The organism is Pectobacterium carotovorum (assembly GCF_900129615.1).
GTDB lineage: Bacteria > Pseudomonadota > Gammaproteobacteria > Enterobacterales > Enterobacteriaceae > Pectobacterium > Pectobacterium carotovorum.
Window position 1 is genome coordinate 78860 of record NZ_FQWI01000011.1, and the last position, 12358, is coordinate 91217.

General features: G+C 53.8%; 14 protein-coding genes. 4 read left to right on the forward strand and 10 right to left on the reverse strand.

Translation table 11 applies throughout. The annotated features are described in order from the left end of the window. Nucleotides 1-36: 36 nt before the first annotated feature. The 10 genes from pepB to trmJ form a co-directional block, all read right to left on the reverse strand. On the reverse strand, nucleotides 37-1344 hold the full coding sequence (gene pepB, locus BUB06_RS18890) for an aminopeptidase PepB (protein ID WP_039475097.1): 1308 nt from the start codon (nucleotides 1342-1344) through the stop codon (nucleotides 37-39). A 214-nt stretch (nucleotides 1345-1558) separates the two neighbouring features. Beyond that, nucleotides 1559-1759, reverse strand: a complete 201-nt coding sequence (gene iscX, locus BUB06_RS18895) for a Fe-S cluster assembly protein IscX (protein WP_010280073.1) — start codon at nucleotides 1757-1759, stop codon at nucleotides 1559-1561. 21 nt (nucleotides 1760-1780) lie between these two features. Continuing rightward, nucleotides 1781-2116 carry an ISC system 2Fe-2S type ferredoxin gene (gene fdx, locus BUB06_RS18900; protein ID WP_039475101.1) on the reverse strand — a complete coding sequence of 112 codons (336 nt, stop codon included), beginning with the start codon at nucleotides 2114-2116 and terminating at the stop codon, nucleotides 1781-1783. Nucleotide 2117: 1 nt separating this feature from the next. Beyond that, nucleotides 2118-3968 carry a Fe-S protein assembly chaperone HscA gene (gene hscA, locus BUB06_RS18905; protein WP_039475103.1) on the reverse strand — a complete coding sequence of 617 codons (1851 nt, stop codon included), beginning with the start codon at nucleotides 3966-3968 and terminating at the stop codon, nucleotides 2118-2120. A gap of 75 nt (nucleotides 3969-4043) precedes the next feature. Then, nucleotides 4044-4562, reverse strand: a complete 519-nt coding sequence (hscB, locus tag BUB06_RS18910; protein WP_039475106.1) for a co-chaperone HscB — start codon at nucleotides 4560-4562, stop codon at nucleotides 4044-4046. 71 nt (nucleotides 4563-4633) lie between these two features. Beyond that, nucleotides 4634-4957: an iron-sulfur cluster assembly protein IscA gene (gene iscA, locus BUB06_RS18915; protein ID WP_010307854.1), complete on the reverse strand. Its 324-nt coding sequence runs from the start codon at nucleotides 4955-4957 to the stop codon at nucleotides 4634-4636. An 80-nt stretch (nucleotides 4958-5037) separates the two neighbouring features. Then, nucleotides 5038-5424 (reverse strand): Fe-S cluster assembly scaffold IscU, encoded by a 387-nt coding sequence (iscU, locus tag BUB06_RS18920; RefSeq protein WP_005970177.1) that lies wholly within the window; start codon nucleotides 5422-5424, stop codon nucleotides 5038-5040. Nucleotides 5425-5448: 24 nt separating this feature from the next. Then, nucleotides 5449-6663 (reverse strand): IscS subfamily cysteine desulfurase, encoded by a 1215-nt coding sequence (locus BUB06_RS18925; RefSeq protein WP_039475108.1) that lies wholly within the window; start codon nucleotides 6661-6663, stop codon nucleotides 5449-5451. 251 nt (nucleotides 6664-6914) lie between these two features. After that, nucleotides 6915-7409 carry a Fe-S cluster assembly transcriptional regulator IscR gene (gene iscR, locus BUB06_RS18930; protein ID WP_010280087.1) on the reverse strand — a complete coding sequence of 165 codons (495 nt, stop codon included), beginning with the start codon at nucleotides 7407-7409 and terminating at the stop codon, nucleotides 6915-6917. A 119-nt stretch (nucleotides 7410-7528) separates the two neighbouring features. Further along, the gene (gene trmJ, locus BUB06_RS18935) at nucleotides 7529-8254 is read right to left on the reverse strand and encodes a tRNA (cytosine(32)/uridine(32)-2'-O)-methyltransferase TrmJ (protein ID WP_039360702.1); all 726 of its coding nucleotides are present in this window, start codon (nucleotides 8252-8254) and stop codon (nucleotides 7529-7531) included. A 135-nt stretch (nucleotides 8255-8389) separates the two neighbouring features. Between trmJ and suhB the strand changes: the two genes are divergently transcribed. The 4 genes from suhB to BUB06_RS18955 all read left to right on the forward strand — a co-directional run bounded on the left by suhB (nucleotide 8390) and on the right by BUB06_RS18955 (nucleotide 12353). Continuing rightward, nucleotides 8390-9193: an inositol-1-monophosphatase gene (suhB, locus tag BUB06_RS18940; RefSeq protein ID WP_039360703.1), complete on the forward strand. Its 804-nt coding sequence runs from the start codon at nucleotides 8390-8392 to the stop codon at nucleotides 9191-9193. A 155-nt stretch (nucleotides 9194-9348) separates the two neighbouring features. Further along, a complete protein-coding gene (locus BUB06_RS18945) occupies nucleotides 9349-10467 on the forward strand; it encodes an ABC transporter substrate-binding protein (RefSeq protein ID WP_039475115.1) in 1119 nt (372 codons plus the stop codon). Nucleotides 10468-10572: 105 nt separating this feature from the next. Then, nucleotides 10573-11556: a FecCD family ABC transporter permease gene (locus BUB06_RS18950; protein WP_370529541.1), complete on the forward strand. Its 984-nt coding sequence runs from the start codon at nucleotides 10573-10575 to the stop codon at nucleotides 11554-11556. Beyond that, the gene (locus BUB06_RS18955) at nucleotides 11553-12353 is read left to right on the forward strand and encodes an ABC transporter ATP-binding protein (protein ID WP_010301120.1); all 801 of its coding nucleotides are present in this window, start codon (nucleotides 11553-11555) and stop codon (nucleotides 12351-12353) included. The genes BUB06_RS18950 and BUB06_RS18955 overlap by 4 nt, the downstream gene beginning before the upstream one ends. The last annotated feature ends 5 nt before the right edge of the window (nucleotides 12354-12358 follow it).

Here is a 12358-nt window from a genome sequence, read left to right on the forward strand (position 1 = left end):
TTACGTTAAAAACCGACGCTTTAAGACCTGAACCGACTATTTGGCGTTGCTCAGCAGGAGGTTAGCCAGCGTGCGTACGCCGAGCCCCGTTGCGCCCGTCGCCCACTGATCTACCGCGCCTTTACGGTACGTCGCGGAACAGTCAATGTGCAGCCAGCCCTGCTGGTAATTTTTCACAAAGTGCGACAGGAAAGCCGCTGCCGTACTGGCACCAGCAGTGTGTGCACCACTGGCAATATTGTTCAGATCCGCAAAGCTGGACGGCAGATGGCTGCGATGGAACTCTTCCAACGGCAGACGCCAGAACGGTTCGTTTTCTTCTTTCGCACTTTCCTGCAATGCTGCCACCAGCTCATCATCGAAGCTGAACAGCGCGTGATAGTCATTGCCCAGTGCCGTTTTTGCCGCGCCCGTCAGCGTTGCGCAGTCGATGATCCACTGTGGATTCTGCTCGGAAGCATCGATCAGGCCATCCGCCAGCACCAAACGCCCTTCCGCGTCGGTGTTCATGACTTCAACCGTTTTACCGTTGCGGTAGCGAATGATGTCGCCCAGTCGGAATGCATTGCCGCTCACCATGTTGTCCGCGCAGCACAGGTACAGCTTCACACGCTGTTGCAAACCACGCGCCGCCGCCAGCGCCAGTGCGCCCGTCAGGGTGGCCGCACCACCCATGTCCGATTTCATGGAATCCATAGAGCTGCTGGGTTTCAGGCTGTAGCCGCCGGTATCAAACGTAATACCTTTACCTACCAGACAGGCGAACACTGGCGCATCCGGGTTGCCCGTTGGGTTATAGTCCAGCGCCAGCAGCACCGGCTGACGTTCAGAACCGCGCCCCACCGTGTGCAGACCGGCATAATTCTGTTCACGCAGATCTTCACCTTTGGTGATGCGGTAGCTGACGGCATCACAGGCTACATCACACAGCAGGTCGACTGCGCGGGTCGCCAGTTGCTCTGGCCCCAAATCTTCAGCAGGCAGGTTGATGGTGTCACGCACCCAGTCCACAATCTTCAGGCGAGCGTTCAGCTCTTGCTTGTCGGCGTCGTTCAGTTCCGCCCATTCAACCGTTCTTTGCCCTTTCGGCCCGCGATATCCCTGCCAGAATGCCCAGCTGTTTGCCAGATCCCAGCCTTCACCCGCTAACTTAACGTGTTTAATCCCCTGCCCATCAATTTTACGGGCAGCACGTTGGATCACCGCTAGTGCAGCTTTGCCATTCAGGGACGCCCCTGCATGAATGGTAAAACCCTGCTCATTCACACTCAGCGTCGCTTTTTCTCCCCAGCGCGCGTCAGCAGGTTGAGTGGAGAGTGAAATCAGCATGGTATTGTTCGTCATAGTGCTTCTCCGATAATAGGTATTCCTGCCACTTTTCATGTTTGCAGGTGATGTTCATATTTGCAGACATTCTGCTTATCAATGCGTGTTTATAAACGCTCTCGCTTATAAATACTCAGTTTGCAGATAAATAAACGGTGCATCATGACATGCAAATGTTACGAATTTTGGCACGAGAATAAAACGGGCCACCAAAGGCAGCCCCGTAATCTTTCTATTCTGCTTCATCTAACCAGACCAACAGGATCGCTTCCAGAATTTTTTCATTGGAAGCGTCCGGCCGATCGTCAAATTCATCCAATTCGCAGATCCACTGGTGCATGTCCGTGAAACGTACGGTTTTCGGATCGAGATCGGGAAACTGGTCGTAAAGCGCTTCACCGATAGCCCGGCTGTCTGTCCATTTTAATCCCATCGCGGTTTCTCCTTATTCAGATCAATGCTCGCGTGCGTGGTTGATCGTATAGCGCGGGATCTCGACAACCAGATCGTCCCCGGCGATACGCGCCTGACAGCCCAGACGGCTTTCCGGCTCCAGACCCCAGGCCTTATCCAGCATGTCGTCTTCTTCTTCCGTACTTTCCACCAACGAATCAAAACCTTCGCGCACGATGCAGTGGCAAGTGGTGCAGGCACAGGATTTCTCGCAGGCGTGTTCAACGTCAATACCGTTACGCAGGGCGACTTCCAAAATGCTTTCACCGCGTTCCGCTTCCAAAACCGCCCCTTCAGGGCACAGATCCTGATGCGGTAAAAAAACTATTTTAGGCATGTTACACCTCATCCACAGAATGGCCTGCCAACGCGCGACGGATAGAGGCATCCATGCGACGAGCGGCGAATTCCTGGGTTTGTTGATCGACTGTTTTAATCGCGGCTTCAATTGCCACGGGATCGCTTCCCTGCATCATCGTATGCAGGTGTTCAGATGCCGCGACAATGATGCCTTTTTCGTCATGGTTCAATAATTCTGCGTCGGCCATCAGCGCACTTTGCAAGCTTTCCAGCACGCGTGCCGCCTCCACTTTTTGCTCTGCCAGCCGACGCGCGCCGACATCTTCCTTCGCATTCAGCATCGAGTCGGTGATCATCGTGGCAATTTCCGTATCGCTCAAACCGTATGACGGTTTAACCTGAATGGATGCCTCAACGCCCGTCGATTTCTCCATCGCCGTCACGCTCAGCAAGCCATCCGCATCGACCTGAAAGGTCACGCGAATGTGAGCCCCACCAGCCGGCAGCGGCGGCAGGCCGCGCAGTGAGAAGCGTGCAAGCGAGCGGCAATCCGCCACCATTTCGCGTTCGCCCTGCAAGACGTGGATCATCATGCCGCTCTGGCCGTCTTTGAAGGTGGTGAATTCCTGTGCGCGGGCAACCGGGATCGTGGTATTGCGCGGAATGATTTTTTCCACCAGCCCCCCCATCGTCTCCAGCCCCAGCGACAAGGGGATCACATCCAGCAGCAGCATGTCGCTGTCTGGCTTGTTACCCACCAGAATATCCGCCTGAATCGCCGCGCCAATAGCCACAACCTTGTCCGGATCGATCGACGTCAGCGGCGTGCGGCCAAAAAACGTTCCTACTTGATCACGCACCAGCGGAACACGCGTCGATCCGCCCACCATCACGACTTCCAGCACGTCTTCTGCCGTCAGCCCTGCATCTTTCAGCGTACGACGGCAGGACAACAGTGTGCGTTTCACCAGCGGAGCAATCAGTGCATCAAGATGTTCACGGGTGATATCTCCCTGCCAGCCTGCGATATCCACGCGTACCGTCTCGGCGCTGCTTAGCGCAATCTTGGCTTTCACCGCCGCATCACGAAAGGCATGATCCAACTGGTGATCGTCACGATCGTGAATGCCCGCCTGCTCACGCAGCCACTCCGCCAGCAAATGATCGAAATCATCACCGCCCAGCGCAGAATCGCCGCCCGTCGCCAGCACTTCAAAGACGCCACGGCTCAGGCGCAGAATGGAAATATCAAAGGTACCGCCGCCCAGATCGTAAATGGCGATCACACCCTCTTTACCGGAATCCAGCCCATAGGCAATCGCGGCCGCAGTCGGCTCGTTCAGTAGGCGTAAGACGTGCAGCCCAGCAAGACGTGCCGCATCTTTGGTGCCCTGACGCTGTGCGTCATCGAAATAAGCGGGAACGGTAATCACCACGCCATCAGGCACGCCGCCTAACGCCGCTTCCGCACGCGCAGCCAGCGCAGACAAAATATCCGCCGATACCTGTACAGGATTGAGGTTGCCAGCCGACGTCTGAATCAGCGGCAGGCCATTATCGCTGGCATGAAAGCGATAGGGTAAATGCGGGTAACGCTGCTGAATATCGTCCAGAGAACGCCCCATCAGGCGTTTAACTGAACTGACGGTATTTTCCAGATCGTGGGCAGCATTGTCGCGCGCGTGCCAGCCGACGCTGTGGCCATCGTGACGATAGTGGACAACCGACGGCAGCAGGTCGCGTCCGTCGCTATCCGCCAGCGTCTGCGCTTCGCCGCTGCGTACGGTAGCAACAAGAGAATGGGTCGTGCCTAAATCAATACCGACAGCCAGACGGCGCTGATGCGGTGCGGCGCTAAGGCCAGGCTCACTAATTTGTAATAAGGCCATATTGAGCTTCCATCAATTGGCTGGCGAAAAAACCGGCATGGTAATCACCATCGGGTTTCCCGCCGGATTAACCAGTTATCTGTCCAGCAATTGTTCTTCGAGTTCTTCAACCTGTTGCTGGAGCTTGTCTAAAAAGCGTAGCTTGCGCACGGTATCCGCAGCGTCTGTCCACGTCTCATTATCGAGTTCATCACGCATATGCGAACGGCGCTTAACGATCGTTGCCTGCAACCGCTCCGCGAAGGCCGTCAGCGCATCATCCGCATCGGATCGCTGAGAGATCGCCTCCAGTTCTTCACGCAGTTCCAGCTGTTCCATCAGGAAAGCCGTGTCCTTCATCGTATGCTGTTCGTTGTTCACATCAAAACCGTGCAGCGACAGCATATACTCCGCGCGTTTCAGCGGATGCTTGAGCGACTGATAGGCATTATTGATCGTCGCCGCCTGCTGCACCGCCAGCATGCGCTCGCGCTCTGGGCTGGCAGCATAACGGTCAGGATGGAACTGCCGCTGCAAATCCTGAAAACGGGATGCAAGCAGGCCGCCATCCACATCATAGCGAATGGGCAGCCCGAATAACGTAAAGTAATCCATAGTGGTACTCTGGGAGTTCTGGGTAGCAACGCAGGCCATTAACCGATCGCACGTTCACTACCCAAGAGGGGTCAGACGTTGAAACTTTCGCCGCAACCACATTCGCCGGAAATGTTCGGATTATTGAACTTAAAGCCTTCGTTCAGCCCTTCTTTGACGAAATCCAATTCTGTTCCGTCAAGATAGACCAGACTTTTGCCGTCCACGATGACCTTGACGCCTTTGTCTTCAAAGACCGTATCACCGTCGTTCAAATCATCAACAAACTCCAGCACATACGCCATACCGGAACAGCCGGATGTCCGTACGCCAAGACGCAGCCCAAGGCCTTTGCCCCGGTTTGCGATGAAAGCGCTCACGCGTTGTGCCGCGCTTTCGCTCAGAGAAATCGACATACTGTTACCTCGATCGTTCGCCACCTCGACGGAATCAGGCACCCAGAGAAACGGTGCCCCGACGAGTTCAGCCGCAGAGATTACTGCGCGTCGCGTTTACTTTTGTAATCCGCAATCGCTGCCTTGATAGCGTCTTCCGCCAGAATGGAGCAGTGAATCTTCACTGGCGGTAACTCAAGCTCTTCGGCAATCTGCGTGTTCTTAATCGCTTCAGCTTCATTCAGCGATTTGCCTTTTACCCACTCAGTGACCAGCGAGCTGGAGGCAATGGCAGAACCACAACCGTATGTCTTGAAGCGGGCATCTTCGATGATACCCTCATTGTTGACTTTTATCTGCAACTTCATCACATCGCCGCACGCTGGCGCGCCGACCATGCCGCTACCGATAGACGGATCGGCGTTGTCAAACGAACCCACATTGCGTGGATTTTCATAGTGATCAATTACTTTTTCGCTGTAAGCCATGATAGTCGTCCCCGAACTGGTGAATTAATGATGCGCCCACTCGATGCTGCTGATATCCACGCCCTGCTTGAACATTTCCCACAGCGGAGAAAGATCGCGCAGACGGCCAATAGATTTACGTACCAGCTCGATGGTGTAGTCGATCTCTTCTTCGGTGGTGAAACGCCCCAGCGAGAAACGGATCGAGCTATGTGCCAGCTCATCATTCATACCCAGCGCACGTAACACGTAGGAGGGCTCCAGACTAGCCGACGTACAGGCAGAACCGGACGACACAGCCAGATCCTTGAGCGCCATAATCAACGATTCACCTTCAACATAGTTGAAGCTGACGTTCAGGATGTTAGGCACGCCCTGTTCAATGTCACCATTCAGGTAGACTTCTTCAATATCATTAATACCGTTCCACAGACGATCGCGCAGCGTACGCAGGCGCTCCATTTCTGCGGTCATCTCTTCTTTCGCAATACGGTAGGCTTCACCCATACCGACAATTTGGTGCACAGGCAGAGTGCCAGAACGCATACCGCGCTCATGGCCGCCGCCGTGCATCTGCGCTTCGAGACGAATACGGGGTTTACGACGAACATACAGTGCCCCGATTCCCTTCGGCCCATAGATTTTATGGCCGGAGAAAGACATCAGATCCACTTTTAACTGGTTGAGATCGATAGGCAGCTTGCCTACGCTCTGCGTGGCATCGACATGGAACACAATACCGCGGCTACGGCACATGTCACCGATAGCAGCGATATCCTGCACAACGCCGATTTCATTGTTGACGTGCATGATGGAAACCAGAATGGTGTCCTCACGCATTGCCGCTTCGAGTTCAGCCAGATCGATAATACCGTTACGCTGCGGGGCCAGATAAGTCACCTCAAAGCCTTCGCGTTCGAGTTGACGACAGGTATCCAGCACGGCTTTGTGTTCGGTCTTACTGGTGATAATGTGCTTGCCCTTCTTCTGATAGAAGTTGGCAACACCTTTAATGGCGAGGTTATCGGCTTCGGTCGCGCCTGACGTGAAGACGATCTCACGCGGGTCGGCACCAACCAGTTCAGCAATTTGGTTACGGGCGATATCAACCGCCTCTTCCGCCTGCCAGCCAAAACGGTGGGAACGGGAAGCCGGATTACCGAACGTACCGTCCAACGTCAAACATTGCATCATTTTCTCAGCGACGCGCGGGTCAACCGGCGTGGTAGCTGAGTAGTCGAGATAGATAGGTAACTTCATTGCTCATAAACTCCGTACATCACTTCAAAACGTACAATGCGTTTTGTTTTATTGACAGGCTGTTTATACCCGCAACCTCTCGGGCCAATGCAAAAAATCTGACGATGTTATAGTCGGAACACATTATCGTCAGAACACGCCGTGATAGTCGGACTAACGCCAACGCCACATTGGGTAATGTGGTCAGGATTATGCGGCTATCGGAAAGGCAAAACGTGACGAGTAAGGGTGCTCGTCACGTTGAAGGTGTATCAGGCGCGCAGGTTAACGTTAATCGTTTCCTGGATACGTCCATTGGCGGTGCGGCGCGTGTCAGCATCCTGACGATCCGCCACATCCAGCACTTCCTTATTGTTCACCAGCTCATCCAGCGTGATGTTATTCAGGAAGTCGGTAATACGGTCACTCAGATCGCGCCACAGCGTGTGCGTCAGGCAGCGATCGCCACCCTGGCAGCCTTCGCGGCCCTGGCAACGCGTTGCATCAACGGATTCATCGACGGCCGAAATGACCATACCAACAGCGATTTCATTCGCATTTTTACCCAGCAGGTAACCGCCGCCTGGGCCACGAACGCTGGCAACCAGTCCGTTCTTGCGCAGACGCGAAAACAGCTGCTCCAGGTAAGACAGTGAAATACCCTGGCGTTCAGAAATATCCGCCAATGGAACGGGTCCTTCCTGGGAGTGCAGAGCCACATCGAGCATGGCGGTAACGGCGTAACGGCCTTTGGATGTCAGTCTCATGATAGTGGTACCTGTAGATAAAACATGTATTATGAAAACATGTATTGGCAGAACATACCGCGAGTCTGACATTCCTGAGTGTTTTAGTCAACTATTTAACCAAGTAAAACACTCAAGTATTATTCATCGTGTGTTTTCTGTACCGAGCTCAGTATCCCACGCAAGATATTCAGTTCCTGACTTTCAGGCCTGGCACGGGTAAACAGGCGGCGCAGTTTGTTCATCACCTGCCCTTGATGTGCTGGTCGGATAAATCCGGTTTGCAGCAGCGTCTGTTCAAGATGCTGATAAAACCGCTCCAGATCGTCGACCAGCGGGTACGGCGACTCTTCGTGTTCCGGCTGCCCAGCTTGTAAGCGATCCAAATGTGCGATGCGTACTTCATAAGCAATGATCTGTACCGCCATCGCCAGATTGAGCGAGCTGTATTCCGGGTTCGCAGGAATCGCCACGTGATAATGGCATTTCTGAAGCTCTTCATTCGTCAGCCCCACACGTTCACGCCCAAACACCAACGCGACCGGCGCGTGTTCTGCTTCCTGCGCGCTACGAACGCCGCACTCACGCGGTTCCAGCATCGGCCAGGGTAAGGTTCGAGAACGTGCGCTGGTGCCAACGACCAGACCACACCCTTCGAGCGCCTGATCGAACGAATCCACAATGGTGGCATTGCCGATAACATCGCTGGCGCCTGCCGCCAACGCAATTGCCTGCGAATCAGGCTTCACCAATGGGTTGACCAAATAAAGTTTGCTTAATCCCATGGTTTTCATCGCCCTGGCCACTGACCCCATATTGCCAGTGTGCGACGTTTCAACCAGAACAATGCGAATATTGTCTAACATATGTACTCTATTGTGCGAAAGGAAGTCGTGCGAAAAGGAAACCGCCGTACTCTAACACAAACTTCGCTATTTGACTTTTCTCCTGCTATACTCTGCGCCGCTTTCCGTTCTTTAACATTCCAGTGGACCGATACCATGCATCCGATGCTCAACATCGCTATACGCGCTGCGCGTAAAGCCGGTAATTTAATTGCCAAAAACTATGAAACGCCAGACGCCGTCGAAGCTAGCCAGAAAGGCAGCAACGATTTTGTGACCAACGTTGATCGGGATGCAGAACGTCTGATCGTTGAAGTCATCCGTAAGTCTTACCCACAGCACACCATTATTGGTGAAGAGTGTGGCGAGCTGGTTGGCGAAGATCCGGCAGTACAATGGGTTATCGATCCTCTGGATGGCACCACCAACTTCATCAAACGTTTACCCCACTTCGCTGTTTCTATCGCGGTCCGCATTAAAGGCCGTACCGAAGTTGCCGTCGTTTACGATCCTATGCGTAATGAACTGTTTACCGCGACCCGTGGTCAAGGCGCACAGCTGAACGGCTACCGTCTGCGCAGCAGCACTGCCCGCGATCTGGAAGGCACCGTACTGGCAACAGGTTTCCCTTTCAAATTAAAACAACACAGCAAAAGCTATATCAACGTCATCGGTGCGCTGTTCACCCACTGTGCGGATTTCCGCCGTACGGGTTCTGCTGCACTGGATCTGGCCTATGTGGCCGCGGGTCGCGTTGACGGTTTCTTTGAAATCGGCCTGAAGCCATGGGATTTTGCCGGTGGCGAACTGCTGGTACGTGAAGCTGGCGGGATCGTGACGGACTTCGTTGGCGGCCATAACTATCTGACATCCGGCAATCTGGTTGCAGGTAACCCGCGCGTGGTGAAATCCATTCTGGGCACCATCCGTGAAGAACTGAGCGACGCGCTGAAACGCTAATTCCGACCCACTCCGGCCCACCCCCATAAAAACGACATTGGGCCGGAGTTGTTATTTTTCTTTACATATGAATCCTGTATACGCATTGTTTATCCTTATACGATAATAATTATCAAACTCATTACACCGATAAATCGTGAATTAGGATCGCCACCATGTTAAGAAAATCAGTAAGATCACTCTTTCTGACCGCACTACTCACCACCCCGCTTTTCAGCTACGCCACCCAATATCCTCTTACTGTCACCGATTTCGACGGAAGAAGTGTCACCATTAAACAAGAGCCACAGCGCATCATTCTGCAAGATGGGCGCGATATTATGACGATGGCATTGCTTGATCGCGATAATCCCTTTCAGCGTCTGGTCGCCTGGAACAATCTGGCGAAAAAACAGGACACCGCAACCTGGGATATGCTGAAAGGAAAATGGCCTCAGTCCGTTGGCATTCTGGATATGGGCTTCAGTGACAAAGGCAATGTCGATCTGGAAAGCGTACTGTCAAAACAGCCGGATCTGATGATTGCCCAGCTGCGAGCAAAAGCAGCACTGAAGGAAAGCGGTGTGATCGACAAGCTCAGCGCGCTGAATATTCCCGTGCTGTTCGTCGATTATGAAGTGAATCCGGCTAAAGATACCGCTCCCAGCGTCGACCTGTTGGGAAAAGTTCTGAACCGTGAAGCCAATGCCAAAGCGTATACCGATTTCTATCGTCAACACTTCGATGCTATTCAGCAGAAAACCGCTGCAATCACTCCGAAACCTAACGTCTTTATTGAACCGATTGCTGGCAACTCAGACTCCTGCTGCTTCACACACAGCAACAGCGGCTGGGGCGGATTGATTGAAGCGGTCGGCGCGAAAAATATTGGTTCGGATTTACTGCCAGGCGCGTCAGGCTTTGTCTCGCTGGAAAAAATTATCAGCATGAAACCTGATGTCTACATTATGACAGGCTCTAAGCGTGGTAACAGTCAGGTACTGCCGTTAGGCTATGGTGCCAGCGTAGAAGACGTTCGTAATCAGGCCACTACGCTGCTAAACCGCACTGGCATCAGCCAAATTCCGGCGGTTCAGGCGAAACACGTTTACGGCGTTTACCACCATTTCTACAACCATCCTTACAACATTGTTGGTATGGAATATCTGGCAAAGGACATTTATCCTCAGGCGTTTTCCAGCTTGAATCCTGATGACACGTATCACCATATCATTCAGAATTTTACCTCGCTGCCTGACAGTGACTTTATCTTTGCCTGGAAACAAGGTGAGTAATTTTTCATGAGTACAACCACTGAACCGGGTATCCGCAATACTGCCGCGGATGCCAACACCATTATGGACAACTATCGCGGCATTATTCGACGCCGCGTGGGTGTTATGGCGATACTGCTGTTGATCATCATCGGCTCGTTGTTGCTGGATTTCACGATGGGGCCTTCAGGGCTGACGCTTGATGTGCTTTGGCAGACGCTGACCGATCCGGCCAGCGCCGATGCCGGTACGCGCGTGATCGTCTGGGATATTCGTCTGCCTTACGCACTGATGGCTATCGTGGTCGGACTGTCACTTGGTCTGGCCGGTGCAGAAATGCAAACGATCCTGAACAACCCGCTGGCCAGTCCGTTTACGCTCGGCGTTTCTTCCGCCGCCGCATTCGGCGCCGCGCTGGCTATCGTCCTTGGTATCGGCATCCCCGGTATTCCGGCTCAGTGGTTTATCTCTGCAAACGCCTTTATCTTTGCGCTGCTGGCAGCGTTGCTGCTTGATGGCATTACGCGCTGGACGCAGGTCGCGACCTCCGGCGTCGTGCTGTTCGGTATCGCGCTGGTGTTCACCTTCAACGCGCTGGTATCCATGCTCCAGTTCATCGCCAACGAAGACACGCTGCAAGGTCTGGTGTTCTGGACGATGGGCAGTCTGGCTCGTGCCTCGTGGGAAAAATTAGGCATCCTGCTGCTGGTGCTGGCTATCGTGATGCCAATTTCACTGATGAGCTCATGGAAGCTGACCGCCCTGCGGTTGGGTGAAGATCGCGCCGTTAGTTTTGGCATTAACGTCCGCCGCCTGCGTCTGGCGACGCTGCTGCGCATCAGTATTTTGTCCGCCATTTCGGTCGCGTTTGTTGGCCCCATCGGCTTTATCGGTCTGGTTGCTCCGCATATCGCACGTATGATCTTCGGTGAAGACCACCGCTTCTATCTGCCTGCCAGTGCGTTAACTGGCGCGCTGGTGCTGTCGATGGCATCCGTTGCCTCGAAAAATCTCATCCCCGGCGTCATTATCCCGGTCGGGATCGTCACATCACTGGTTGGCGTCCCCTTCTTCCTGAGTATCATCCTGCGCCACAGAGGAAACGTATGAACCAGCAAACCTCTTCTGGATTACGCCTTTCCCATTTTCGCGCCGGTTACCCCAAGCGTCAGGTGATTCGCGATCTGTCCGTCCCGCAGCTACCGCGCGGGAAAATTACCGTGCTGCTCGGCCCCAACGGCAGCGGTAAATCAACGCTGTTGCGTGCAATGGCAGGTCTGAATGCTTCCGAAGGCGAGCTGTGGTTGGATGACACCAATCTGATGACATTGCCTTTTGCTCAGCGGGCGGAAAAAGTCGTTTATTTGCCGCAATCCCTGCCTGCGGGCGTTCACCTGCACGTGCTGGAATCGATTATCGTCGCACAGCGCGCGTCCGGCGGCATGCACAACGCCGAAAAGCAGGATGAAGTGATGAGCCTGCTGCGTCAGTTAGGCATTGAACATCTGGCGTTGAGCTATCTCGATCAGCTCTCCGGCGGACAGAAACAGCTGGTGGGGTTAGCACAATCGCTGATCCGCCAACCTTCGCTGCTCCTGTTGGACGAACCGCTTAGCGCACTCGATCTGAACTATCAGTTCCACGTGATGGATTTGGTACGCAAGGAAACGCGCAAGCGCAACATCATCACCGTCGTGGTGGTGCATGACATCAATATCGCGCTGCGTCATGGCGACCATGTATTGATGCTGCAAAACGGTAATTTGATTGCCAATGGCGCACCGGCCGAGGTGATTAGCCCTGAAAGCCTGTCAGCGGTCTATGGCGTACGCGGACGCATCGAGCGCTGTTCGCAGGGCGTGCCGCAGGTGATTATCGACGGGCTGGTCAGCGAACCGACCATCTAAGTCTT